Genomic DNA, 22,991 nt, shown 5'->3' on the forward strand with positions numbered 1-22,991 from the left:
CGTCATTCGGCCGCCCGGCTGGTGCGCCCGCCCGAGGTCGAGGCGGCGATCAGCGCGCGGGTATAGGGATGATCGGCCTGGCCGCGGCGCAGCTGGTCGACCTCCATCATCTCGACGATCCGTCCCGACTGCATCACCGCCAGCCGCTGGCAGAGATGGCCGACCACCGACAGGTCGTGGCTGACCATCACGTAGGTCAGCCCGCGCTCGTCGCGCAGATCGGCCAGCAGGTTCAGGATCTCGGCCTGCACCGAGACGTCGAGCGCCGAGGTCGGCTCGTCGAGCAGCAGCAGCCGCGGCTCGCCCGCCAGCGCGCGGGCGATGGCGACCCGCTGGCGCTGCCCGCCGGACAGCTGGTGGGGATAGCGGAAGCGGAATTTCGGCCCCAGCCCGACATCCTCCAGCAGCTGCGGCACGCGGCTGTCGATCCGGTCCATGCCGTGCAGCCAGAGCGTCTCGCTCAGCACCCGGTCGACCGAATGGCGCGGGTGCAGCGAGGCATAGGGGTCCTGGAAGACCATCTGGACCGTCTTGTGGAACCTCCGGTCGCGGCGGTCGCGGTAGACCGTGCGCCCGTCCACCTCCACCCGGCCCGACCAGCCCGGCGCCAGCCCGGTGATCGCGCGCAGGATGGTGGACTTACCCGAGCCGCTCTCGCCCACCAGCCCGAAGCTTTCGCCCTCGTCGACGAAGAAGCGCGCGCCCTGGACGGCGTCCACATGGGTCGCGCCCTCGCCGAACCAGACATTCAGCCCGTCGACTTCCAGCATCAGCGTCCCTCCGCCCAGGCAGGGTCGCGGGCCAGCACCTCCAGTCGGCCGCGGGGCTGGTCGAGCCGGGGCAGGGAGTTCAGCAGCCCGCGGGTATAGGGGTGGCGCGCCTCGTGCAGGCGGGCCGCGTCGCAGGTCTCGACGATCCGCCCGGCATACATGATCAGCACCCGGTCGCAGAATTCCGAGACCAGGTTCAGGTCATGGCTGATGAAGATCAGCCCCATGCCGCGCTCCCGCACCAGCCCGTCCATGATCGACAGCACAGTCCGCTGCACCGAGACGTCGAGTGCCGAGGTCGGCTCGTCGGCGATCAGGATGCGCGGGTCCGGGATCAGCATCATCGCGATCATGATCCGCTGGCCCATCCCGCCCGAGACCTCGTGCGGATAGGCCTTCATCACCCGCTCGGGATCGCGGATGTCGACCGCCTCCAGCATCTCGAGCGCCTTGCGCCTTGCGGCGCGGCGGCTGTCGCGGGCATGCAGAAGGTAGGCCTCCATGATCTGCTCTCCCACGGTCATCACCGGGTTGAGCGAGAATTTCGGGTCCTGCATGACCATCGAGATCCGCCGACCGCGGACTTTCCGCATCTGCCGTTCCGACAGCGACTGCAGCTCCTCGCCCTCCAGCGCGATCCGGTCCGCCCCGACGCGGCCCGGCGGACGGATCAGGCGCAGGATGGCGCGGCCGGTCATCGACTTGCCCGAGCCGCTCTCGCCCACGATGCCCAGCCGCTCCTGCCCCAGCGAGAAGGAGATGCCGCGCACCGCCTCCACCACGCCCTGGCGGGTGTCGAAGGAGACGCGCAGGTTTTCCACGTCCAGCAGGCTCATTGCGATCCCCCCGATTTCGGGTCGAGCACGTCCCTGAGCCCGTCGCCCAGCAGGTTGAAGGCCAGCGACACGGTGAAGATGGCCAGGCCCGGCACGGTGGCGACCCACCAGTGGTCGAGGATGAAGCGGCGGCCCTCGGAGATCATCGCGCCCCATTCGGGCGAGGGCGGCTGCGCGCCGAGCCCGAGGAAACCGAGCCCGGCGGCGGCGAGGATGATCCCGGCCATGTCGAGCGTGACCCGGACGATCAGCGAGCTGAGGCAGAGCGGCCAGATGTGCCGGGTGATGATCCGGACGGGGCCCGCGCCCTGCAGGCGGATCGCGCTGATGAAGTCGGAATTGCGGATGGTCAGCGTCTCGGCGCGCGCGAGCCGCGCATAGGGCGGCCAGGCGGTCAGGCTGATCGCAAGGACCGCGTTCTCTATCCCGGCGCCAAGGGCGGCGACGAAGGCCAGCGCCAGCACCAGCCGCGGGAAGGCGAGGAAGATGTCGGTGATACGCATCAGCACCGCGTCCCATAGCCCGCCGGCATAGCCCGCGACCGTGCCCACGAGCAGGCCGACGACGGGCGCGATCAGCGCCACCAGCGTGACGATGTAGAGCGTGATGCGCGATCCCCAGATCAGCCGGCTGAGGATGTCCCGGCCCAGGCTGTCGGTGCCGAGGATGTGCCCCGGCGTGCCGATCGGCTTCAGCCGCGTCGCCAGGTCCTGCACATAGGGATCGTGCGGCGCGATCCAGGGGGCCAGGGCGGCGCAGATCACCAGTGCCACCAGGATGCCGAGGCCGAGCATGGCCAGGGTGTTTTCCCGGAAGGTCAGCCAGCCGGAATAGAGCCGCCCCAGCCTGGCCTGCCGGCGGGAGGCCGGCGCGTCGGAAAGCAGCCATTCCCTCATCGCGCCCTCGGATCGAAGAACTTGTAGAGCAGGTCGGAGACCATGTTCAGGATGATGAAGATCGTGCCGACGACCACCGTGCCGCCCAGCACCGCGTTCATGTCGGCCGCCAGCAGCGCGTTGGTGATGTAGAAGCCGATGCCCGGCCAGGAGAAGATGATCTCGGTCAGCACCGATCCTTCCAGCAGGTTGGCGTAGCTCAGCACGATCACGGTCAGGAGCTGCACCCGGATGTTGCGGAAGGCATGGACCCAGACCACGCGCCATTCGCTCATGCCCTTGACGCGGGCGGTGGTGATGTATTCGGCCGAAAGCGCCTCCAGCATGAAGCTGCGGGTCATCCGGCTGATATAGGCCAGCGAGAAATAGCCCAGAAGCGAAGCGGGCAGGATGATGTGGGACAGCGCGTTGGAGAAGACCGTCCAGTCGCCCGCCAGCGCGGAATCGACCAGGATCATGCCGGTCACCGTCGGCACCAGCCCGTCATAGAACACGTCGAGCCGCCCCGGCCCGCCGACCCAGCCGAGGATGCCGTAGAAGACCAGCAGCCCGATCAGCCCGAGCCAGAAGATCGGCATCGAGTAGCCCACCAGCGCGACGAGCCGCGCGATCTGGTCGACCCAGCGGCCGCGGTTGACGGCGGCCAGCACGCCCAGCGGCACGCCGATCAGCACGCCGATCAGCACGCCGAGCGTGGCCAGCTCCAGCGTTGCCGGAAAGACCCGGGCAATGTCGTCGATCACCGGGCGCGCGGTCAGAAGGCTCATGCCGAAATCGCCCCGGGCGACCTCGCGCAGGTAGTACCAGAACTGCACCGGCAGCGGCTGGTCGAGCCCCAGCGCGGCGCGCGCATCGGCATAGACCTCCGGAGAGGCGCGCTCTCCGACCACGGCCAGCACCGGGTCGATCGGCATGACGCGGCCGATGAAGAAGGTGACGAACAGGAGGCCCAGAACCGTCACGGCCAGCGAGCCGATGCCCGCCGCCGCGCGGCCGAGGAAGCCCGCAAGGGGCGCCGCCGGGCGCCCCCGCCTTGTCGCGGCCTGCGGCATTACTTGGTGACGGGCCAGTAGGCCGCGGCGCTGATCGCGTCGCCCAGGTTCAGGTTCTGCACGTCGTCCGCGACCGCGGTCTGGCGCTTCTGCTGGAACAGGATGGCGAAGGGCGAGGTCTCGCGGAACTCGGCCTGGATGTCATGGTACATCTCGACCCGCTTGCCGGTGTCGTTCTCGGTCACGGCGGCATCGACCTTGGCGGTCAGGTCGCCCGGATCCCAGGCATTGCGCCAGGCGAGGATGCCGGTCGCCCCGGCCGCGTCGGAATTGTCCGGGTTCCAGGCGAAGGTGGAGGCGTTGGTATGCGGGTCGGGATAGTCCGGGCCCCAGGTGCCGACATAGACGTCGAGCTCGCGCGCGCGGTAGCGGCCGAGGATCTGCGCCGCGGTGCCGACGGTGATGTCCAGTTTGATGCCGACCTGGGCCAGCGCGTTCTGGAAGGTCTGGGCGATCTCGATGCGCTCCTGCGCCTCGCGCACTCCGGCCTCGATGGTGAAGCCCTCGGGAACGCCCGCCTCGGCGAGCAGCGCCTTGGCCTTCTCGATGTCCAGGCTGAACGGGTTCTCCTCGACCGCGCCCTGGAAGGTCAGCGGCAGGAAGTTCTGCTGCACCGCCCACTGGCCCTTGAGGAAGGACGCCTCCATGCCCGCGTAGTCGATCAGGTACTTCATCGCCTCGCGGACCTGCGGCTTGGCCAGTTCCGGGTTCTTCTGGTTGAAGGACAGGTACATCAGCTGGCCGCCCAGCTCCTCGTCGATGCGGATGCCCTCCTCGCCCTCGATCCCGGCGATGTCCTCGGGATTGAGATTGCGCGCCACGTCGATGTCGCCGCGTTCCAGCATCAGCCGCTGGCTGGCGCTTTCCTGAACGTGGCGGATGATGACCCGCTTCATGGCCGGCTCGCCCTGGTAGAAATCCGGGTTCGCGGTCATCGTGACGCTCTCGTTCGGCTTCCATTCGTTCAGCGCGTAGGCGCCGCCGCCGGCGGAATGGGTCTTCAGCCAGCCATTGCCCATGTCGCCGCCGGTCTCGTGCTCCATCACCAGCTTGCTGTCGACGATGGCGCCGATCGTGGCGGTCAGGCAGTTCAGCACGAAGGAGGTCGCATAGGGCTTGTCGGTGGTGATCGAGACGGTGTTGCCCTCGCCGACGATGGTGTTCGCGACATTCTCGGGGGTGAAGCCGAACTGGGTCAGGATAAAGCTGGGCGTCTTGTTCAGGATGACCGCACGGCGCAGCGAGAACTGCACGTCCTCGGCCGTCACCGGGTTGCCCGAGACGAAGGTCAGCCCGTCGCGGATGGTGAAGGTGATGGTCTTGCCGTCTTCCGAGACTTCCCAGCTGTCGGCGACCTCGGGCTTGTAGCCCGCTTCCATGTCCATCGGGTCGAGGTTGACGAGCTTCAGGTAGAGGTTGCGGATCACGTCGGAGCCGGAGAATTCGAAGCTCTCGGCGGGGTCGAGCGAGGTGATGTCGTCGATCCGGTTGGCGATCACCAGCATGTTGGGCGGCGTCTCCGCCATCGCGGCGGGCATGCCGGTGGCCATCACGGCCAGTCCGAGTGCGGCACTTGTCATCAGACGGCTGAACGCAGTCATGCGAGATCCTCTCTGTCGGTTCCGGGGGATCGAAGCGCGGGTCACGCCCCCCAGGTTTTTTCCAGCACCCGCAGCCAGTTTCCGCGGCAGAGCTTGTCCACCAGCTCCGCTCCGTATCCGTGGTCCACCATCGCCTGCCGCAGCACCGGCAGATCCGCGATGGTGGTCAGCGCCTCCGGCACCACCGCGCCGTCGTAATCCGAGCCGAGCCCGACCCGGTCCTCGCCCAGGATGCCCATCATGTGGTCGAGATGGCGCAGGCAGGCCTCCACGGGCACGTCGGCCAGCATCCTGCCGTCCTCGCGCAGGAAGGCGGCGGCGAAGTTCAGCCCGACCATGCCGTCGCTTTCCGCGATCATCCGCAGCTGGTCGTCGGTCAGGTTGCGGCTGTGCGGGCAGATCGCATGGGCGTTCGAATGGCTCGCGACCAGCGGCGCATCGGAAATCCGCGCGACATCCGCCACGCCTGCCGCGTTCAGGTGCGACAGGTCGATCATGATCTTCAGCTCGTTGCAGCGCCGGACCAGCCGTTCGCCCGCCTCGGTCAGGCCGGGCCCGGTATCGGGCGTGGAGGGATAGCGGAACGGCACGCCATGGCCGAAGATCGTCGGGCGGCTCCAGACCGGGCCGAGCGAGCGCAGCCCGCGGGCGTGGTATTCGTCGAGCTCCGCCAGGTCGGGCCCGATCGCCTCGGCGCCCTCGATATGGAAGATCGCGGCGATCGTGCCGGTCTCCATCGCGGCGCGCAGCTCCGCCACCGTGCGGCAGATCGCGAGCGCGCCGGAGGCTTCCAGCGCCTCGAGCACGGCAATCTCGTCCTCGGTGGCCTTGCGCGCGGCCTCGAAGGGCACCGGCGCGGGCAGCGGCATGTCGTAGCTCGCCCGGGTCATCTGGTCGAGCTTCAGCGACGGATCGCTCGGCGAGGCGATCCAGATGGCGAAGAAACCGCCGCCGAATCCGCCTGCCCGGGCCTTGGGCAGATCGATGGCGCCGCCGCATCCGGCGGCGAAGAGCTCTGCCGCGCGGGACGGGCCGTTGGGCAGCAGCTTGGTCAGAACGTCATTGTGACCGTCGAAAACGGGGGGGAGGAGAGGCGGCAAGGGGGCTCCGTCGGCAATGTCTCCCGGAGGCTAGCAGAGCCGAATCCGGCGGGGGAAGGGAAATGTTGCTGCAGAAACATGTTGCCGTCGCGGCGCGCCGAAAATCCGGGCAGACCGTGCCCATGACCCTGGGGCAGGCGGGATTCCGGCGGAATCGGCGGTTTGGCCGCAGGCAGCGTTTGATCCGCGCCCCGTTCCGGCGTAGGAGCCGCTGCCATGAGTGCCGCCCCGACCCTGTCCGACCCGCGCCCCGCAGGCGCCGCCCCGCTGCCGCTGACCCGCGATCTCGGCGCGGTTTCCGCATGGGAGGCGGCGCGGCGGCTCTGCCGCAGCGACGGCTTCGCCCTGCTCGACTCGGGCGGGGATCACGGTCCGCTCGGCCGCTGGAGCTTCATCGGCATCGAGCCTTTCGGCCGGTTCCGGGCCGAGGACGGCCGCGCCTCCTGGAACGGCTCGGCGCTGGAGGGGGCGCCGCTCGATGCCCTGCGCGCCAAGCTCGCGGAGCACCGGCTGCCGCCGCTGCCGGGGCTGCCCTTTCCGGGCGGGGCCATCGGCTCCGTCGACTACGAGTTCCGCGGCGAGGCCGGGCGGCTGTCCTTCGGCTTCTACGACCTCGTGCTGGCCTTCGACCGGTTCTCCGGCCGGGCCACCGCGGTTTCCTCCGGACTCGGCGGGCGCGATCCCGCGGCCCGGCTCGACCGGCTGGAAGCTCTGCTGGCGGCGGAGCCGTCCGTGCCCGGCGCGGCGGAGCTCGGTCCCTGGGCCTCGGATTTCGACGGCCCGCGCTATGCCGCCGCCGTCGACCGGGTCCGCGCCCATATCCGTGACGGCGACATCTACCAGGCCAATATCTCGCAGGCCTTCCGCGCGTCCTTCGCGGGCGACCCCTGGGCGCTCTATGCGGCCCTCAGGACCGCAAACCCCGCGCCTTTTGCCGCCTGGCTGAGCGACGGGGCCCGCACGATCCTCTCGGCCTCGCCCGAGCGCTTCCTGGAACTGCGCCGCGGCAAGGTCGAAGCGCGGCCGATCAAGGGCACGCTGCCGCGCGATCCCGATCCGCAGAAGGACCGCGCCGCCGCCGAGGCGCTGGCCGCCTCCGAGAAGGATCGCGCCGAGAACGTGATGATCGTCGATCTGATGCGCAACGACCTCAGCCGCGTATGCCTGCCGGGCTCGGTCGAGGTGCCGGAGTTCTGCACGGTCGAAAGCTACGCCTCGGTGCACCACCTGACCTCCGCCGTCACCGGGCGGCTTGCCCCCGGCGAAGACGCACTGAGCCTGCTGGCCGCGACCTTCCCGGGCGGCTCGATCACCGGCGCGCCGAAGGAGCGCGCGATGGAGATCATCCGCGAGATCGAGGCCCGCGACCGCGGCGTCTATTGCGGCGCGATCGGCTATCTGGGCTTCGACGGCGACATGGACCTCAACATCCCGATCCGCACGGTGGCCATTGCCGGTGGCGAGGCGGTGGTGCAGGCCGGGGGCGGAGTGACGCTCCTGTCCGAGGGAATGTCGGAATATTCCGAGACTCTGGCCAAGGCGGTCCGTATCTTCGACGCGTTTTCCCCCTTCGCCAAGACGCCATGATCCTGATCCTCGACAACCACGACAGCTTCACCCACAACGTCGCGCGCTACTGCGCGGAGCTGGGCCATGCCGTGGAGGTCGTCCTCAGCGACCGGATCACGCTGGCGGGGATTGCCGCGCTGGCGCCCGAAGCGCTGATCGTCTCGCCGGGTCCGGGCCGGCCCGAGGATGCCGGGGTGTCGATGGCGGCGATCCGGCATTTCTCCGGGCGGCTGCCGATCCTGGGCGTCTGCCTCGGCCACCAGGCGATCGGCGCGGCCTTCGGCGGCGCCATCACCCGCGCGGCGGAGCCGATGCACGGCCGCGCCTCGACCGTGATCCATGACGGCACAGGCCCCTTCGCCGGTCTGCCCGGACGCGTCTGCGTCGGCCGCTACCATTCGCTGATCGTCGCCCCGACGCCCGCGATGGAGACCGAGCTGCGCGTCACCGCACGCTCCGAAGCGGGCGAGGTCATGGCGCTGGCGCATCGCCGCCATCCGACCTTCGGCATCCAGTTCCACCCCGAATCCGTGCTCTCTGAACATGGCCACCGGATGATCGGAAACGTGCTGGACCTGGCCCGCGGAGGCGCCGATGCGCTGGTGGGCTGACGGCCATGTCTCGGGCTCGCCCGAGGCGCCCTTCGACCTGAGCGACCGCGGGCTGCTCTTGGGCGACGCGCTCTTCGACACGGCGATGGTGCGCGGCGGGCACGTGGTCCGCGGCAGGGCGCATCTCGACCGGCTGGAAGCGGGCTGCGCCACGCTCGGCATGCACTTCGACCGCACCCGCGCGGCAGCTGCCTGGGCGGCGGTCTGCGGCGGGCTGGAGGCCGGCTCGGTCCGGCTGACCGTCACCCGCGGTTCCGGCCCGCGCGGCGTCGCGCCGCCGGCCGATCCGTCCCCGCGGATCTTCGCCTCTTCCGCGCCGGGCCTTCCGGAGCCCTTCGCGCCGGTGCGCCTCGCCACCTCGGCGATCCGCCGCAACGAGACCTCGCCGACCTCCCGTCTGAAGACCACCGGCTATCTCGATGCCGTGCTCGCCACCCGGGCCGCGCGCGAAGCCGGGGCCGACGAGCCGCTGTTCCTCAACACGCAGGGCAATGCCGCCTGCACCGGCATCGGCAACCTCTTCGCGCTGATCGGCCGCCGCCTGGTGACGCCGCCGGTCTCCGAGGGCGTGCTGCCGGGCATCGTCCGCGCCGAAATGCTGGCCATCGCCCCGTCCGCCGGGCTGGTCCCCGAGGAACGCCCGCTGACCCCCGCGCAGCTGCAGGAGGCCGGCGCGCTCCTCGTCACCAATTCGCTGCGCATCGCCTCGCCGGTTGCCGCCCTCGACGGCCGCGTCCTGCCGCCGCCGCCGTCGGCCGCAACCGCCCTCCTGCAGGCGCTGCTGCGCGCGCTTGCCAACGAAACCGGCAGCTCCTTCTCCCCGGAGCGCCCCGCCATCCCGTCCCCGGAGGATCTTCCATGACCGACCGCGTCTTCGTCTCCAACCTCTGCCTGCATGCCCATCACGGGGTCTTCCCCGAGGAGAAGCGGCTGGGCCAGAAATTCTATCTCGACATCGAGTGCGGCCTCTCTGTCGCCGGTGCCGCCAACCAGGACGATTACGGCCAGACGGTCTGCTATGACGGGCTCTGCAAGCTGGCGCAGGAAGTCTCCTCGGCCGGTCCCTTCGACCTGATCGAGACGCTGGGCGACCGCATCGCCGGCGCGATCCTGGAACGCCACCCGCTGGTCTCCTCGGTCCGCGTCATGATCCGCAAGCCGGCCGCGCCGATCGCGGCGATGCTGGACCATGTCGGCATCGAGGTGTCGCGCCGCCGCCGCTACCGCGTGGCCTTCTCGCTCGGCACCAACATGGGCGAGAAGGAGCACAACCTGCGCACCGCGCTGGCCCATCTCGTCGCCCAGGACGGGGTGGAGCTCGACGCCGTGTCGAAATTCCACAAGACCGCGCCCTGGGGCAAGATCGACCAGGACTGGTTCCTCAACGCCTGCGCCACCGGCTGGTCCACGCTGGAGCCGCTGGCGCTGATGAAGCTCTGCAAGCGGATCGAGCTGGTGGTCGGCCGGGTGCCGTCGGACCGCTGGGGGCCGCGGATGATCGACATCGACCTGCTGCATGCCGACAACCTGCGGATCGACACGCCCGAGCTGACCCTGCCGCACCGCGAGATGTTCAACCGCGCCTTCGTGCTGGAGCCGCTGGCCGAGATCGCGCCCGACCTGGTGATCTGCGGCCGCCCGGTCGCGGCCGAGGCCGACCGCGTCGTCCAGGCCCAGATCTGACCGCGGTGCCCTCCCTCTCCCCGCCGGGGAGAGGGCCGGGGCGAGGGGGCGCCGGGATCATTTCATCCGCTGGACATAGCGCGTCCGGCCGGGATCGAACCAGGTCCGCGAGTACTCCACCGGCGCGGCTTCCTGCGCCCAGCCCAGCCGCTCGACGAAGCCGCAGCAGTCGTCCGGCGCCTGCCCGAAATTCTCCGGCGCCCAGTGCGGCACGCGCCCGACGGATACCCGGTCCTCGGCCCGGCTGATCCAGAAGCCCAGCTCCATCCGGTAGAAGCGGTAGAGCGAATCCTGCAGCCGCTCGGGGTCCACGGCGCCGCTCCCGCGGTCGAGCCATATCTCCTCCAGAGCCGCCGGGATGCCGTCGAGACGGCGCAGCCGGCGGATCCGCGTCGCACGGTCCGAGCGGCCGAAGGCCGGCAGGTCCGCGGGCTTCTCGATCTCGGCCGTGCCCAGCACCTCCGCAGTCGGCAGCCCGCCGCCCTCGGGCAGCTCCAGGCGGAACATCGAATAGATGCTCTTCGCCCCGTCGGTCATCCGCACGTAGTTCCCCGAGCCCTGCACCCGGCTCAGCAGCCCCTGGCGCTCCAGCTCCGCCAGCCCCTTCCGCAGCGTCCGCACCGTGGTGCGGAACTGCACCGCCAGGTCGCGCTCCGGCGGCAGGCGGATGCCGTCGGGCAGTCGCCCCGATGCGATGTCGCGCGACAGCGACTCCGCGATCTGCAGGTAGAGCGGGATCGCCGCCCCGGTTCCGGCCGTTTCCGCCACGCGCTCCGGGCCTCCCCTCCCGATGGATTGATGCACCATTGATCTGCATCATGGACGCTGCTACCCAACCTGTAAATGCCAAGGAACCGGAGAGGAACCCATGACTGTCGTTCCCGTCACGTCCGCCGGACTCGACGCCGCAGAAGTGTCTTGGTTCGCGGCGCTCTGTTCGGACGACTACCAGTTCCTCGGCGTGCCCGACGGCGCGCTGCGCTCCTCCTGGAAACATTGCTCGCAGATCGTGCGGACCGCCGAGGCGCAGGGATTCCGCAACATCCTGTGCCCCTCCTCCTGGCAGGTCGGGCAGGACACGCTCAGCTTCGTCGCCGCCTGCGCGCCGGTGACCTCGAAGATCAACCTGCTGGCCGCGGTGCGCTGCGGCGAGATGCAGCCCGCGATGCTGGCCCGCACCATCGCCACGCTCGACCACATGCTGGAGGGGCGGCTGACGGTGAATGTCATCTCCTCCGACTTCCCCGGAGAAAAGGCCGGCAGTCGCTACCGCTACCAGCGCTCGCGCGAGGTGGTGGAGATCCTGAAACAGGCCTGGACCCGCGACGAGATCGAGCACGAGGGCGAGGTCTACAGCTTCCGCGGGCTCGGCACCGATCCGGCCAAGCCCTACCAGACCGGCGGGCCGCTGCTCTATTTCGGCGGCTATTCCCCGGACGCGCTGGAGCTTTGCGGCCAGCATTGCGACGTCTACCTGATGTGGCCCGAGCGCGAGGAGGAGCTCGCCGGGCGGATGCGCGCCGCCGCCGGGGCGGCGGCACGGCACGGGCGGACGCTGGATTACGGGCTGCGCGTCCATGTCATCGTCCGCGACACCGAGGCCGAGGCGAAGGAATACGCCGAATACATCGTCTCGAAGCTCGACGACGCGGAGGGCGCCGCGATCCGCGCGCGCGCGCTCGATGCCGGATCCCTGGGCGTCAGCCACCAGGCGAAGGCCCGAGAGAGCGCCGATGCGCAGGGCTTCGTCGAGCCGGGCCTCTGGACCGGGATCGGCCGGGCGCGCTCGGGCTGCGGCGCGGCGCTGGTCGGATCGACCGACCAGGTGCTGTCTAAGCTGGAGCGCTACCGGGCCATGGGCATGCGCGCCTTCATCCTCTCCGGCTACCCGCATCTGGACGAATGCGAGCAGTTCGGCAGCCGGGTGCTGCCGCAGCTGAAGACCTGCTCGCTGCCGCATGAATACGGGCGGGTGCCGGCTGCGCCTCCCGCCACCCCCCTTGCCGCCGGAGTCCGCCGCTGATGGAACGCGTCACCCTCGCCCATGACCTCACCTTCTCGCGCCTCGTTTACGGCATGTGGCGGATCGGCGACGATGCCGACACCTCGGCCAGGCATGTGCAGGCGAAGATCGAGGCCTGCCTCGCGCAGGGCATCACCACCTTCGACCAGGCCGACATCTACGGCGGCTACACGGCCGAGGCGATCCTCGGCGATGCGCTGCGCGCCAGCCCCGGCCTGCGCGACAGGATGGAAATCGTCACCAAATGCGGCATCGTCGCGCCGGTCGGGCGCCATGCCGATGCCAAGGCGAAGCATTACGACACCAGCCGCGCGCATATCTTCGCCGCGGTCGAGCACAGCCTCCGCGACTTGGCCACCGACCGGATCGACCTGCTGCTGATCCACCGCCCCGATCCGATGATGGATCACGAGGAGACCGGGCAAGCGCTCGACGATCTCGTCGCCTCGGGCAAGGTCCGCGCGGTCGGCGTGTCGAATTTCCGGCCCTGGGACGTCGAGCTGCTGGAGTCGCTGATGTCGGAATCCCTGGTGACCAACCAGATCGAGATCTCGCTGGCGCGGCTCGCGCCCTTCACCGACGGCGACCTTGCCTTCCACCAGCGCCGCCAGGACGCCGTCATGGCCTGGTCGCCCCTGGGCGGCGGCAGCCTGATGGCGGAAAAGGGGCACCTGGCGGATCTGCTCGACGAGATGGCGCTGCATCACGGGGTCGACCGCGCCGCCATGGCGGTGGCCTTCCTGCTGGCGCATCCGGCGAAGATCCTGCCCGTGCTGGGCACGAACAGCCTCGGCCGGATCGCGCAGATCGGCGCGGCTGCCGGCGTGACGCTCGGCCGGCAGGACTGGTTCCGGCTCTACGAGGCGGCGCTCGGCCATGAAGTCGCCTGACGCGCCGCGATTTTTTTCGCGCCGGGGTAGGGCGCTTCCCGTCCGGGTAAGCTAAGAGGGACGGGAACAAGGTCCCCGGGGGAGGAAATCGGATGAGGCCGTTGATCGCGGCGGCGCGCCTCCTCGGCGCGGCCAATGGCTGGCTTCTCGGCATCGGCCGGGTCCTGGGCTGCGCGGCCATCGCCGCCATGGTCGCGGCGACGCTGCTGCAGGTGTTCTGCCGCTACGTGCTGGGCAATGCGCTGCCCTGGCCGGACGAGGCGGCGCGGTTCTGCATGCTGTGGATGACCGGCCTGATGGCGCCTGCCGCCTTCCGCGCCGGCGGCTTCGTCGCCATCGACAGCTTGGACGCGCTGCTGCCCGGCCTCGCCTCCCGCCTGCTGCAGCTGGCCTTCCTCGCGATCTCGATGGCGGTCCTCGTGACCGGCGCGAAGATCGGCTGGAAGGAGGTCACCGGCATCGGCGGCCGCTTCGCCACCGCCTCGCTCTACGTGCCGCTGTCGCTGTCCTTCGACCAGTGGCACCGGGTGCCGCGCAGCTGGATGATGCTGTCGCTGCTGGTCGGCATCTGGCTCCTGCTCCTCGTCAATGCGGAGCTGATCCTGCGCCGCATCGTGGCGCTGATGGGCGGCGAAGCCGGGCTGCCGCCAATTGCGGAACTCGGCCATGAGGGCGCGGAATGAGCCTGATCTGGTTCCTTCCGCTCTTCCTGGTCCTGCTGCTGGCGGGGCTGCCGGTCTTCTTCGGCCTGCTGGCCGCGCCGGGGGCCATCCTGTGGCTGGCCGGGCAGGAGCGGGACATCACGCTGCTCTACCGCAACCTCTACAACGGCATGGACAGCTTCCCGCTGATGGCGATCCCGTTCTTCATGCTGGCGGGCGAGCTGATGAACCGCGGCGGCATCACGCTGCGCCTCGTGGAGTTCTCCCAGGCGCTGATGGGCCATCTGCGCGGCGGGCTGGCGCATGTCAACGTGCTGTCCTCGATGCTCTTCGCCGGGCTCTCGGGCTCGGCTGTGGCCGATACCTCGGCGCTGGGATCGATGCTGATCCCGGCGATGGAGAAGCAGGGCTATTCCCGCCGCTTCGCCGCCGCCGTCACGGCTGCAAGCTCGGTGATCGGGCCGATCATCCCGCCCTCGGGGATCATGATCATCTATGCCTACGTGATGGGGGAGAGCGTCGCCGCGCTGTTCCTCGCGGGCATCCTGCCGGGCATCCTGGTCGGGCTGGGGCTGATGGCGGTGGTCAAGCTGATGGCCGACCGCCACGGCTTTCCTGCCGCCGCGCGGAGATCCAGCTGGGGCGAGCGCGGGCAGGCGAGCCTCAGGGCCTTCTTCCCGCTGATGACGCCCGTCATCATCCTCGGCGGCATTCTCGGCGGCATCTTCACGCCGACCGAGGCCGCCGCCGTCGCCGTCGCCTATGCGCTGGTGATCGGCCTTTTCGTCCTGCGCACGCTGCGCCTGCGGGACCTGCCGGAGGTGCTGACCCGCGCCGGGCTGACCTCGGCTGTCGTCCTCCTTCTCGTCGGCGCGGCGATGTCCTTCAAGACCGTGGTCTCGCTCTCCCACGCGCCGGAGCAGCTGGCGGAATTCATCCTGTCGCTGACCGAAAACCCGTACCTGCTGCTCTTCCTGATCAACCTGCTGCTCTTCGCGGTGGGCATGTTCCTCGATGCGGGCCCGGCAATCATCATCCTCGGCCCGATCCTCGGCCCGGTCTTCGACGGGCTGGGCGTCGACCCGGTGCATTTCGCCATCATCATGTGCGTGAACCTGACCGTCGGGCTGGCCACCCCGCCGATGGGGCTGGTGCTCTTCGTCGCCGCCGCGGTCAGCCGCGAGAAAGTCGCCGCCATTGCCCGCGCCATCCTGCCTTTCCTTGCCGTGGAGGTCGCGGTGATCTTCCTCATCACCTTCGTTCCTGCCATATCCCTGACCATCCCGCGGCTGGCGGGATTCCTGGACTGACCGAGCATCAAGGGGAGGACCGATATGCTCAAGACCCTGAAACGGGCCGCGCTGGCGGCGATGCTGGCCGGGACCGCGCTTTCCGTGCAGGCGGCGGAGTACACGCTGCGCGCGACCGCGAACTCGAACGAGACCGACGAGGACTACGACGGGCTCGTCGTGTTCGAGAACTACGTCGAATCCGCCTCCAACGGCGCCATCGAGGTCGAGCTGTACATCGGCACCCAGCTCTGCTCGAACGGCGCGGAATGCCTGCAGGGCGTGGCCGACGGCTCGATCGACATCTTCGTCTCCACCTCGGGCGGGGCGGCGGGGCTCTTCCCCTATGTCCAGGTGCTCGACCTCCCCTACCTGATGTCCGACGACCGCATCGCCGAGAAGGTGCTGTCCGGCGAGTTCCCCCGCAAGATGCGCGAGATGGCGCTGGAAGATTCCGGCGGCACGATCCGGCTGATGACCATCGGCAACACCGGCGGCTGGCGCAACTTCGCCAACACCCGGAAGCGGGTCGAGACCCCCGCCGACCTCAAGGGCATGAAGATCCGCACCGTCGTCGCCGACCTGCCGCAGGAGCTGGTCAAGGCGCTCGGCGCCTCGCCGACGCCGATTCCGTGGCCCGAGCTCTTCACCTCGCTGCAGACCGGCGTGGTCGACGGAACCAAGAACGGCATCACCGACATCATGAACATGAAGTTTCCCGATGCCGGGCTGAAATACGTGACGCTGGACGGGCATGCCTACATGGGCGCGCTGTGGTGGATGTCGCAGCAGAAGTTCAGGGAGATGCCCGAGCATCTGCGCCGCGTCCTGGTCGACGGGTTCTACGAGCTGCAGCAGGCGACCTTCGCGTCGCCGAAGCGCAAGTCCATCGCCGCCTACGAGGAATTCGTCGCCGATGGCGGCGATCTCTACGTTCCGACGCCGGAGCAGAAGAACGAGTTCCGCAAGGCGGCCGACCCGGTCTATGACTGGTTCCGCTCCAACGTGGACCGCGGCAACGAGATCTTCGACGCCTTCGCGGCGGCGGTCGAGACCGCGCAGTCCGAGCTCGATGCCGAGCGCGCCGCCGAGATGAAATGAGCGCGCCTCCCTCTCCCCCTGCGGGGGAGAGGGCCGGGGTGAGGGGGCGCGGCGTCAGGCCGCCGGCGTCGCCGCCAGTTGTCCGAGCAGGTCGAGGCAGAGCTGCAGCTGCTCGAGGCTGACATATTCGTCCGCCTTGTGCGCCTGGTCGATCGAGCCGGGACCGCAGATCACCGCATCGATGCCGAGCGACTGGAACAGCCCGGCTTCGGTGCCGAAGGGCACCACGCCCGCGCCGTTGCCCCCCGTGAGCTTCAGCACGAGATCCCGCGCTGCGTTCTCGGCCATCGGCGTCAGCCCGACGACCTCGCCGATCGTCTCGGTCAGGATATCCGCCTCCGGCGCCACCTTCCGCATCTCCGGCAGCAGCACGTCCTCGGCAAACTCCGAGATCCCGCGCTTCACGAAGTCCAGGTCCTCCGGCACCACCGGCCGGGTCTCCCATTCCAGCACCGCGCGGCTGGCGATCACGTTGTGCGCCACCCCGCCATGCAGCCCTCCGACATTGATCGTGCTCCAGGGCGGATCGAAGCGCGACCCCTCGGGCGCCCGCGCCACCAGCTCCCCGCGCAGCTCGAGCAGGCGCGCGACATAGCGGGCGGCATACTCCACCGCGTTCACCCCGCGCTCGGGCGCCGAGCCGTGCCCGGCCGTGCCCTCGAAGGTCACCGTGTATTCGCAGCAGCCCTTGTGGCCTTCGATCACCTGCATCATCGTCGGCTCGCCGATGATCGCGACCGAGGGCAGCACCTTGCGGTCCTTCAGCACCCCGACCAGCGCCTGCGCGCCGAGGCAGCCGACCTCCTCGTCATGGGTGAAGGCGAAATGGACCGGGCGGCCGGCATGCTTCAGCCGGTCCAGCGAGGCCAGGCAGGCGGCGATGAACCCCTTCATGTCGCAGCTGCCGCGGCCGTAGAGCTTGCCGTCGCGCTCCGCCATCGCGAAGGGATCGGAGCTCCAGTCCTGGTCGGCAACCGGCACCACGTCGGAATGGCCCGACAGCAGGATGCCCCCCGGCCCGTCGCCGCCCAGCACGGCATAGAGATTGGCCTTCCTGCCGGTCCCGTCCTCCATCACCTCGACCTTGGCCCCGGCTGCCGACAGCCGGTCGGCGATCCATCGGATCGCGGCCAGGTTCGGCTCCGCGGAGACGGTTGGAAAGGCGATCAGCTGGCCGAGATAGCGGCGGCAGAGATCGAGTTGCATCGGCTCACTCCTTGACGAACAGCTTTCGCGGCACGTTGCTGAGCGTCTCGGCGGGACCGTCCTCCCGGATCAGGATCGTCTCGGTGGTTTCCATCCCCCAGCCGTCCATCCAGAGTCCCGGCATGAAATGGAAGGTCATGCCGGGCTGCAGCACGGTCTCGTCATAGGCGCGCAGCGACACCGTATGTTCGCCCCAATCGGGGGGATAGCTCAACCCCACTGCATAGCCGCAGCGGTTCGGCCGCTCGATTCCGACTTTCGCGAGCTCGGCATCCAGCGCCCGGGCGATGTCGCAGGCGCGGTTTCCCGGCCGCGCCACCTCGATCCCGGCATTCAGCCCCGCGGTCAGCGCCTCCGCGGCCTCGACCATGTATTTCGGCGGCTTCCCCAGGAAGACCGTCCGGCACAGCGGCGCGTGGTAGCGCCGGTAGCAGCCCGACTGCTCGATGAAGGTTGCCTCGCCCTTCTTCAGCGCCTCGCCGTTCCAGGTCAGGTGCGGCGCCGAGGCATCCGCCCCCGAGGGCAGCAGCGGCACGATCGCCGGATAGTCGCCCCAGCTGTCATGCTCGCCGGTCACCGCGGTCTTGTAGAGCTCGCCGACCAGCTCGTGCTTCTTCATGCCGGGCTCGGCCAGCTCCATCGCGCGGTGGATCACCAGTTCCGAGATCCGCGCGGCGCGGCGCATGAAGGCCAGCTCCTCGTCCGACTTGATCAGCCGCTGCCAGTTCACCAGGCTCGAGGCGTCCATGATGTCGGCGCCGGGCAGGCATTCGGCCAGCGTGGTGAAGGCGCGGGCGGTGAAGAAATAGGTCTCCATCTCGACGCCGATGCGCTTGTTGCCGAAGCCCATGATCCGCAGGTGCGAGGCCAGATCCTCCATCGGATGGGTCTCGGCGGACTGCACGTAGCGGTCGGGATAGGGCAGGATGCGGTCGTCCTCCATCCAGACCGTGCGGCGCGCGCCGTTGGCGTCCATGAAGCGGCCCCACCACCAGGGATCGCCCTCCAGCGGCAGGATCACCCCCTGGTGGACATAGAAGGACCACCCGTCATAGCCGGTCAGCCAGTACTGGTTGGACGGGTTGGTGACGAAGAGCACGTCGATGCCGAATTCCGCCATGGTCTCGCGGGTCAGCCGGATCCGCCGGTCGTATTCTTCCTTGGAAAATGGGGCGTTCTCAATCGGCATGGGTCACTCGTTCCGTCTTCTGCCCGGGCGCGGCGGGCCCCTGCCCGGCACGCTCCGGCGGCACCATGGGCCAATCGTGGAGGACCCCGCCGCGGGGTCAACAGCAAACCGGTTAACCATGGCAAGCCATGCGCCGCACCTCCCTGCCTGCCGAAAGCTTGGGCGGTCGCAGCACCGCATCGGGGCCCCAGAGACGCTGCGCCGCAGAAAAAGTGCTTGCGGTTGACGCTGCGTCGCAGAAAGCTACCTGAGGTTTCCGGGCGCGGACAGCCCCCGGCCCTTCCGCAACGCGTCAGGAACCGGCCCCGATGACACGAGTTCTCGCCTTTCCGGCCCCGCCCGCCCCGGTCCTTCTCGAGGACAGCCAGCCCTTGTCGATGATGCAGCTCGCCCCCCGCGGGCTGTCCGAGCAATGGCTGCTGCGCCATGCCGGCGACCGCCACTGGGCGATGATCGCCGCCGCGATGGGGCAGGGGCGCGCGGTCTTCGCCGATGCCGACGGCCGCCCGGTCTATGCCGCCTTCTGCGCCACCGAGCTGGCCTTCGCGCCGCCAGAGCCGCTGCTTGGCGCAGATCTGTCGGTCCGCTCTTCGCTGCACGCGGTCTCGGCGCGGCTGATCGGATCGGAGCACCTGCTCTCCGGGCCGGACGGGCCGATCGGCATGCTTCGCATGGTCTCGACCTTCGTCAGCCATGACGGCACCGGCTCGAACAAGCGGATCACCCGCAACCTGCCCTCGGGCGAGCTGCGGCTGCCCGACGCGCCCGCCGCGCTGGCGGAGCTGGCCGGGCGGGCGCGCAGCCGCGCGCGGACGCTGCGCGACCGCTCCAGCCGCGGACCGGTGCTGCTGCGCGCGCGGCCCTGTCCGCAGACCGATTTCAACGCGGCCGGACTGCTCTATTTCCCGACCTTCTCGCGGCTGGCCGAGACCGCGGACTGGGCCGAGACCGGTTCGGACGCGCCGCTGGCCTGGCGCGAGGTGACCTATCTGGGCAATCTCGACCAGGGCGAGGAGGTCGAGGTCTGCCGCGCCGAGGGCGGGCTCGACATCCTGCGCGGCGACGGGCGGATCATCGCGCATCTGCGAACTGCACGGCATCCTTCCTGAACGGCGGTTCCCAGATGCCCCATCTCCGCGTAGCATGCGTCCCAGCATGACACGAGGAGGAGGATGCCATGCCGATTGCCGTAGAGACGCTGGTGCGCGCGCCGGTCGAGACCGTCTGGGCCTGCTGGACGACGCCAGAGGACATCATGGCCTGGAACGCCGCATCCGATGACTGGCACACGACCCGGGCGGAGATCGACCTGGTCCCCGGCGGCCGCTTCCTGTCGCGGATGGAGGCCAAGGACGGCAGCGCGGGGTTCGATTTCGAGGGCAGCTTCGTGCGGATCGAACCGCTGAGCATGATCGAATCGGTCTTCGGCGGCCGCCATCTGAAGGTCTGGTTCCAGACTGCGCCGGGGGGCACGATCGTGCGCGAAGTCTTTGACCCCGAGACCGACAACCCGGTGGAGATGCAGCGCCAGGGCTGGCAGGCGATCCTCGACAATTTCGCCCGCCACGTCGAAGCCAAGGTCGCCGCCGAGCCGGTGGCCGACTGAGGTCCGGACCGGGACCGTGCGGAGGGCCGTGCCGCGGGCGGCGGCCCTCCGGAAGCGCGCTGCCGTCAGCGCCGCCGCAGGAGCGCCGCGCCGCCCGCGGCAAGCGCCAGCGCCACCGCGGCAAGCCCGCCGCCGTGGGGGTTCATGTGCAGGGCATCGCCGGTATGGGCGAGGGCGGGGGACGCCGCGAGCAGGGCGGCGAGGGAAGCAAGGGTCTTCATCGGGAAAGCTCCGTCATGCGGGATTTGAGGACGTCGCGGAGATCGGTGACGACCTTCTCGTCCATGGACACGTAGATGAGCGCCATGTTCGTGCGCTCGGTGATCATCTGCCCCGGGAAGGGCAGGTAGCTGAGTTCGCGCGAGCCGAAGGACGGCGAGGCGGTGCCGACCTGCCATTCGGTCTTCAGCTCGACATCGACGAGCTTCAGCGCGGTCGGCCCGCCGATGCCGGGCTTCTCGAAGGGGACGCCCGCGAGCCGCAGATAGGCCTGCTTGTCCGCCGCCTGCACGAAGCCGTCGATGAACTGCGCGGCCAGGACCTGCAGGTCCGCCGCCGCGTCATGGTCGTGCATGTGCGAATGCAGGTGGTCCGCATCCGCGTGGTTGTGGCCCGGACCGTGGCTGTGCCCGTGGTCATGGTGGTGGTGATGGTGCCCGTGCGGGTGGTCATGCGGCATGGCCGTCTCCTCTCTCGCGGGTCACGGCTTGTTCGACCAGCGGTTGCCGGTGAATTCGCCGTGCGGAATGGTGACCGGCTTGTCGATGTGGCGCTTGTGCTTGCCCAGCGTGCCGTTCGAGACCATCGCGCCCAGCACGTCGACGATCACCCGCGTGCCCATCAGCGCGGTGATGTCCGACGTGTCGTAGGGCGGCGAGACCTCGACCAGCTCCATCCCGCAGAGCCCTTCCGCCGCGACCTTGGAGGCCAGCGCCAGCGCCTCGCGCGGGAGGAAGCCGCCAGGTTCCGGCCAGCCGGTGCCGGGAACGAAGCCGCAGTCGATGCTGTCGATGTCGAAGGACATGTAGACCATGTCCGCGTCCTTCCAGGCCATCTCCAGCGCCATTTCCGCCGTCCTGTCGATGCCCATCTTCTCCATGTCGGACATGGTGATGATGTTGGTCTCGCGCTCGCGCGCGACCTTCACCGCCTCGCGCGGGACCTGCCAGCCGCCGATGCCGACCTGCACCAGGTTGACCGCCGGCACGTTCGGCAGGTTCGTCGAATGGAACCAGGGCGTGGTGTGCATCCGCTCGTCCAGGTCCTTTTCCTGGATGTCGGCATGGCGGTCGAAATGGACGATGCCGATCCGCTTCGAGGTGCATTCGGCGATGCCGCGCACGCAGGGGAAGCCGATCGAATGGTCGCCGCCGATCATGATCGGGAAGCTGCCCGAGCTGAACACGTGGCTGACCGCGCGGGAGATCTGGTCGAAGCTCTTCTCGATATTCGCCGGGATGGTGAAGACGTCGCCCGCGTCGCAGAGCGTCATCTGCTCGCGCAGATCCACCCCGATTTCGTAGTTGTAGGGCGTGTAGAGCGCCGAGATCTTGCGCACGCCCTGCGGTCCGAAGCGGGTGCCTGGCCGGTAGGTCGTGCCGCCGTCGAAGGGGATGCCCAGCACGGTCGCGTCGTAATGCTGGACCTCGGTGACATCCTCGGCATAGGGCGCCTTGAGGAAGGTGTTGATGCCGGCGAAATGCGGCAGTTCGCCCCGCGCGAAGGTCGGGATCGACTTGTCCTCGATGGAATCCGCGCCGGTCAGCCCCATGCGCAGCGCCCAGCGGCGTTCCTCGTTCCAGCGGCCCTCGGGCAGCTCGGCCTCCTTCTGCAGCGCCTTCCAGCCCAGCAGCTTGGTCAGGTCCGGATGGTGCGCGCGCCGGTCCCGCGCCTCGTGGCGGGCGCGCTGCGCGGCAGGGTGGTGCGAGCGGGTCGCGCGGAGGTCTGAAAACATCTCTGTCTCCATCTTGTGCGGGGGCCTGCCCCCTTTGGGTCCGGACCTTGGCGAGGCCCGCGCGGAGGGTCCGGGGTCGCGCGCGGGCCTTGTTCTCACTCCGCGGCGCGGAGCGAGGGATACTTGTCGAGCAGCCCCTGGAAGGGGATGCCGCCCTGGCGGGCATCGAAATCGTAGGTGATGGTGGCGCCGAAGGCGGCCGGGTCCTGCGGATCCCAGCGAGGCTTGTCGAAGACCAGCACCCGGTCGCCCAGCTTGAAGCCCTCGCCGAGGTCATGGGTGACCATGAAGACGGTCATCGGGGTTTCCGCGCGCAGTTCCGTCAGGAAGTCGTGCATCTGGATGCGCGTGCCGGGATCGAGCGCGCCGAAGGGCTCGTCGAGCAGCAGGATGCGCGGCCGTGCCGCCAGCGCCTGGCCGATGGCGAGCCGCTGCTGCATCCCGCCCGAGAGCGTCGCCGGGTAGTTCTGCGCCACGTGGGAAAGGCCGATCCGGTCGAGGATTGCGTCGGCGCGTTCGCGCGCGGCCGTCAGCTTGGCACCGCGGAACCGGCCCCAGTGCGTGTCGAAGGCCTCGCCCGCGACGATGTTGTCGCGCACCGTCATGTGCGGGAAGACCGAGTAGCGCTGGAACACGACGCCGCGCTCGCGCCCCGGTTCGCGGGCGCGGTGGCCGCCGTCGATGCGGATCGCGCCGCGGGTGGGCTGTTCCTGCGCCAGCAGCAGCCGCAGGAAGGTGGACTTGCCGCAGCCGGAGGCGCCGACGATGGAGACGAATTCGCCCTCATCGACATCGAGATTGACGCGTTCGAGGATCGGGCGGCCATCGTAGGATTGCCAGACGTCGCGGACGGTGACGAAGCTCATCGGCGGGTCTCCTTTCCCAGGGGCTTGCGCGCGGCGGGCGTGCAGGACGGATCCCCTGCGCTGGCGCCCCGGCGCTTCGGCAACGTG

General features: G+C 69.4%; 24 protein-coding genes. 11 read left to right on the plus strand and 13 right to left on the minus strand.

Features of this window, described 5'->3' with window-relative positions; genetic code table 11:
• Positions 1–2 precede the first annotated feature (2 nt).
• Genes HCC78_RS04630 through HCC78_RS04655 form a run of 6 tightly spaced genes read right to left on the minus strand, consistent with a single transcriptional unit; the run spans position 3 to position 6,255 of the window.
• Positions 3–770 (minus strand): ABC transporter ATP-binding protein, encoded by a 768-nt coding sequence (locus HCC78_RS04630; RefSeq protein WP_172327573.1) that lies wholly within the window; start codon positions 768–770, stop codon positions 3–5.
• Positions 770–1,606, minus strand: a complete 837-nt coding sequence (locus tag HCC78_RS04635) for an ABC transporter ATP-binding protein (RefSeq protein ID WP_172327574.1) — start codon at positions 1,604–1,606, stop codon at positions 770–772. Before HCC78_RS04635 ends, HCC78_RS04630 begins: the two co-directional genes overlap by 1 nt.
• Positions 1,603–2,502: an ABC transporter permease gene (locus tag HCC78_RS04640; RefSeq protein ID WP_172327575.1), complete on the minus strand. Its 900-nt coding sequence runs from the start codon at positions 2,500–2,502 to the stop codon at positions 1,603–1,605. The genes HCC78_RS04635 and HCC78_RS04640 overlap by 4 nt, the downstream gene beginning before the upstream one ends.
• On the minus strand, positions 2,499–3,554 hold the full coding sequence (locus HCC78_RS04645) for an ABC transporter permease (RefSeq protein WP_172327576.1): 1,056 nt from the start codon (positions 3,552–3,554) through the stop codon (positions 2,499–2,501). The genes HCC78_RS04640 and HCC78_RS04645 overlap by 4 nt, the downstream gene beginning before the upstream one ends.
• Positions 3,554–5,155, minus strand: coding sequence for an ABC transporter substrate-binding protein (locus HCC78_RS04650; RefSeq protein WP_172327577.1), 1,602 nt, complete (start codon positions 5,153–5,155; stop codon positions 3,554–3,556). The genes HCC78_RS04645 and HCC78_RS04650 overlap by 1 nt, the downstream gene beginning before the upstream one ends.
• A 41-nt stretch (positions 5,156–5,196) precedes the next feature.
• Positions 5,197–6,255 carry a dipeptidase gene (locus tag HCC78_RS04655; RefSeq protein WP_172327578.1) on the minus strand — a complete coding sequence of 353 codons (1,059 nt, stop codon included), beginning with the start codon at positions 6,253–6,255 and terminating at the stop codon, positions 5,197–5,199.
• 216 nt (positions 6,256–6,471) lie between these two features.
• On the opposite strand from HCC78_RS04655, the gene pabB reads away from it, so the two are divergent.
• The 4 genes from pabB to folK are packed head-to-tail and all read left to right on the plus strand — an operon-like array spanning position 6,472 to position 10,118.
• Positions 6,472–7,842: an aminodeoxychorismate synthase component I gene (gene pabB / locus HCC78_RS04660; protein ID WP_172327579.1), complete on the plus strand. Its 1,371-nt coding sequence runs from the start codon at positions 6,472–6,474 to the stop codon at positions 7,840–7,842.
• Positions 7,839–8,435, plus strand: coding sequence for an aminodeoxychorismate/anthranilate synthase component II (locus tag HCC78_RS04665; RefSeq protein WP_172327580.1), 597 nt, complete (start codon positions 7,839–7,841; stop codon positions 8,433–8,435). Before pabB ends, HCC78_RS04665 begins: the two co-directional genes overlap by 4 nt.
• Complete coding sequence (locus tag HCC78_RS04670) at positions 8,419–9,297, plus strand: aminotransferase class IV (protein WP_172327581.1); 879 nt, start codon at positions 8,419–8,421, stop codon at positions 9,295–9,297. Before HCC78_RS04665 ends, HCC78_RS04670 begins: the two co-directional genes overlap by 17 nt.
• Positions 9,294–10,118, plus strand: coding sequence for a 2-amino-4-hydroxy-6-hydroxymethyldihydropteridine diphosphokinase (folK, locus tag HCC78_RS04675; protein WP_172327582.1), 825 nt, complete (start codon positions 9,294–9,296; stop codon positions 10,116–10,118). Before HCC78_RS04670 ends, folK begins: the two co-directional genes overlap by 4 nt.
• A gap of 57 nt (positions 10,119–10,175) precedes the next feature.
• Here folK and HCC78_RS04680 read toward each other — a convergent pair whose 3' ends face one another.
• Positions 10,176–10,886 (minus strand): GntR family transcriptional regulator, encoded by a 711-nt coding sequence (locus tag HCC78_RS04680; RefSeq protein WP_371743776.1) that lies wholly within the window; start codon positions 10,884–10,886, stop codon positions 10,176–10,178.
• Between the two features lie 100 nt (positions 10,887–10,986).
• On the opposite strand from HCC78_RS04680, the gene HCC78_RS04685 reads away from it, so the two are divergent.
• From HCC78_RS04685 to dctP, 5 genes are all read left to right on the plus strand, one after another.
• Complete coding sequence (locus tag HCC78_RS04685; RefSeq protein WP_172327584.1) at positions 10,987–12,141, plus strand: LLM class flavin-dependent oxidoreductase; 1,155 nt, start codon at positions 10,987–10,989, stop codon at positions 12,139–12,141.
• Positions 12,141–13,031 carry an aldo/keto reductase family oxidoreductase gene (locus HCC78_RS04690; RefSeq protein WP_172327585.1) on the plus strand — a complete coding sequence of 297 codons (891 nt, stop codon included), beginning with the start codon at positions 12,141–12,143 and terminating at the stop codon, positions 13,029–13,031. The genes HCC78_RS04685 and HCC78_RS04690 overlap by 1 nt, the downstream gene beginning before the upstream one ends.
• Positions 13,032–13,123: 92 nt before the next feature.
• The gene (locus HCC78_RS04695) at positions 13,124–13,714 is read left to right on the plus strand and encodes a TRAP transporter small permease (protein ID WP_172327586.1); all 591 of its coding nucleotides are present in this window, start codon (positions 13,124–13,126) and stop codon (positions 13,712–13,714) included.
• On the plus strand, positions 13,711–15,003 hold the full coding sequence (locus HCC78_RS04700; RefSeq protein WP_172327587.1) for a TRAP transporter large permease: 1,293 nt from the start codon (positions 13,711–13,713) through the stop codon (positions 15,001–15,003). The genes HCC78_RS04695 and HCC78_RS04700 overlap by 4 nt, the downstream gene beginning before the upstream one ends.
• A gap of 24 nt (positions 15,004–15,027) precedes the next feature.
• The gene (gene dctP / locus HCC78_RS04705) at positions 15,028–16,083 is read left to right on the plus strand and encodes a TRAP transporter substrate-binding protein DctP (protein WP_172327588.1); all 1,056 of its coding nucleotides are present in this window, start codon (positions 15,028–15,030) and stop codon (positions 16,081–16,083) included.
• Between the two features lie 54 nt (positions 16,084–16,137).
• On the opposite strand, the gene argE is transcribed toward dctP, so the two are convergent.
• Positions 16,138–17,289 (minus strand): acetylornithine deacetylase, encoded by a 1,152-nt coding sequence (gene argE / locus HCC78_RS04710; RefSeq protein WP_172327589.1) that lies wholly within the window; start codon positions 17,287–17,289, stop codon positions 16,138–16,140.
• A gap of 4 nt (positions 17,290–17,293) precedes the next feature.
• Complete coding sequence (locus HCC78_RS04715; protein ID WP_172327590.1) at positions 17,294–18,478, minus strand: M24 family metallopeptidase; 1,185 nt, start codon at positions 18,476–18,478, stop codon at positions 17,294–17,296.
• Positions 18,479–18,786: 308 nt separating this feature from the next.
• Here HCC78_RS04715 and HCC78_RS04720 point away from each other — a divergent pair, with 308 nt between their 5' ends.
• Positions 18,787–19,587, plus strand: a complete 801-nt coding sequence (locus HCC78_RS04720; RefSeq protein WP_172327591.1) for a Pnap_2097 family protein — start codon at positions 18,787–18,789, stop codon at positions 19,585–19,587.
• A gap of 68 nt (positions 19,588–19,655) precedes the next feature.
• Entirely contained in the window at positions 19,656–20,084 is a 429-nt protein-coding gene (locus tag HCC78_RS04725) for an SRPBCC domain-containing protein (RefSeq protein WP_172327592.1), read from the plus strand.
• Positions 20,085–20,149: 65 nt separating this feature from the next.
• Here the strand turns inward: HCC78_RS04725 and HCC78_RS04730 are convergent, their stop codons facing one another.
• The 4 genes from HCC78_RS04730 to HCC78_RS04745 form a co-directional block, all read right to left on the minus strand.
• Positions 20,150–20,305 (minus strand): hypothetical protein, encoded by a 156-nt coding sequence (locus HCC78_RS04730; protein WP_172327593.1) that lies wholly within the window; start codon positions 20,303–20,305, stop codon positions 20,150–20,152.
• Complete coding sequence (locus HCC78_RS04735) at positions 20,302–20,763, minus strand: hypothetical protein (RefSeq protein ID WP_172327594.1); 462 nt, start codon at positions 20,761–20,763, stop codon at positions 20,302–20,304. Before HCC78_RS04735 ends, HCC78_RS04730 begins: the two co-directional genes overlap by 4 nt.
• A gap of 21 nt (positions 20,764–20,784) precedes the next feature.
• Complete coding sequence (locus HCC78_RS04740) at positions 20,785–22,038, minus strand: agmatinase family protein (protein ID WP_172327595.1); 1,254 nt, start codon at positions 22,036–22,038, stop codon at positions 20,785–20,787.
• A 95-nt stretch (positions 22,039–22,133) separates the two neighbouring features.
• Positions 22,134–22,904 carry an ABC transporter ATP-binding protein gene (locus HCC78_RS04745; protein ID WP_172327596.1) on the minus strand — a complete coding sequence of 257 codons (771 nt, stop codon included), beginning with the start codon at positions 22,902–22,904 and terminating at the stop codon, positions 22,134–22,136.
• Positions 22,905–22,991 lie beyond the last annotated feature (87 nt).

It is taken from the genome of Mangrovicoccus sp. HB161399 (genome assembly GCF_013184745.1).
GTDB lineage: Bacteria > Pseudomonadota > Alphaproteobacteria > Rhodobacterales > Rhodobacteraceae > Mangrovicoccus.

Excerpts from the sequence above, each read along its gene's own strand:
- HCC78_RS04630 (WP_172327573.1), bottom strand. The coding sequence starts at position 770 with ATGCTGGAAGTCGACGGGCTGAATGTCTGGTTCGGCGAGGGCGCGACC.
- HCC78_RS04635 (WP_172327574.1), bottom strand. The coding sequence starts at position 1,606 with ATGAGCCTGCTGGACGTGGAAAACCTGCGCGTCTCCTTCGACACCCGC.
- HCC78_RS04640 (WP_172327575.1), bottom strand. The coding sequence starts at position 2,502 with ATGAGGGAATGGCTGCTTTCCGACGCGCCGGCCTCCCGCCGGCAGGCC.
- HCC78_RS04645 (WP_172327576.1), bottom strand. The coding sequence starts at position 3,554 with ATGCCGCAGGCCGCGACAAGGCGGGGGCGCCCGGCGGCGCCCCTTGCG.
- HCC78_RS04650 (WP_172327577.1), bottom strand. The coding sequence starts at position 5,155 with ATGACTGCGTTCAGCCGTCTGATGACAAGTGCCGCACTCGGACTGGCC.
- pabB (WP_172327579.1), top strand. The coding sequence starts at position 6,472 with ATGAGTGCCGCCCCGACCCTGTCCGACCCGCGCCCCGCAGGCGCCGCC.
- HCC78_RS04665 (WP_172327580.1), top strand. The coding sequence starts at position 7,839 with ATGATCCTGATCCTCGACAACCACGACAGCTTCACCCACAACGTCGCG.
- HCC78_RS04670 (WP_172327581.1), top strand. The coding sequence starts at position 8,419 with ATGCGCTGGTGGGCTGACGGCCATGTCTCGGGCTCGCCCGAGGCGCCC.
- folK (WP_172327582.1), top strand. The coding sequence starts at position 9,294 with ATGACCGACCGCGTCTTCGTCTCCAACCTCTGCCTGCATGCCCATCAC.
- HCC78_RS04685 (WP_172327584.1), top strand. The coding sequence starts at position 10,987 with ATGACTGTCGTTCCCGTCACGTCCGCCGGACTCGACGCCGCAGAAGTG.
- HCC78_RS04690 (WP_172327585.1), top strand. The coding sequence starts at position 12,141 with ATGGAACGCGTCACCCTCGCCCATGACCTCACCTTCTCGCGCCTCGTT.
- HCC78_RS04695 (WP_172327586.1), top strand. The coding sequence starts at position 13,124 with ATGAGGCCGTTGATCGCGGCGGCGCGCCTCCTCGGCGCGGCCAATGGC.
- HCC78_RS04700 (WP_172327587.1), top strand. The coding sequence starts at position 13,711 with ATGAGCCTGATCTGGTTCCTTCCGCTCTTCCTGGTCCTGCTGCTGGCG.
- dctP (WP_172327588.1), top strand. The coding sequence starts at position 15,028 with ATGCTCAAGACCCTGAAACGGGCCGCGCTGGCGGCGATGCTGGCCGGG.
- argE (WP_172327589.1), bottom strand. The coding sequence starts at position 17,289 with ATGCAACTCGATCTCTGCCGCCGCTATCTCGGCCAGCTGATCGCCTTT.
- HCC78_RS04715 (WP_172327590.1), bottom strand. The coding sequence starts at position 18,478 with ATGCCGATTGAGAACGCCCCATTTTCCAAGGAAGAATACGACCGGCGG.
- HCC78_RS04720 (WP_172327591.1), top strand. The coding sequence starts at position 18,787 with ATGACACGAGTTCTCGCCTTTCCGGCCCCGCCCGCCCCGGTCCTTCTC.
- HCC78_RS04725 (WP_172327592.1), top strand. The coding sequence starts at position 19,656 with ATGCCGATTGCCGTAGAGACGCTGGTGCGCGCGCCGGTCGAGACCGTC.
- HCC78_RS04730 (WP_172327593.1), bottom strand. The coding sequence starts at position 20,305 with ATGAAGACCCTTGCTTCCCTCGCCGCCCTGCTCGCGGCGTCCCCCGCC.
- HCC78_RS04735 (WP_172327594.1), bottom strand. The coding sequence starts at position 20,763 with ATGCCGCATGACCACCCGCACGGGCACCATCACCACCACCATGACCAC.
- HCC78_RS04740 (WP_172327595.1), bottom strand. The coding sequence starts at position 22,038 with ATGTTTTCAGACCTCCGCGCGACCCGCTCGCACCACCCTGCCGCGCAG.
- HCC78_RS04745 (WP_172327596.1), bottom strand. The coding sequence starts at position 22,904 with ATGAGCTTCGTCACCGTCCGCGACGTCTGGCAATCCTACGATGGCCGC.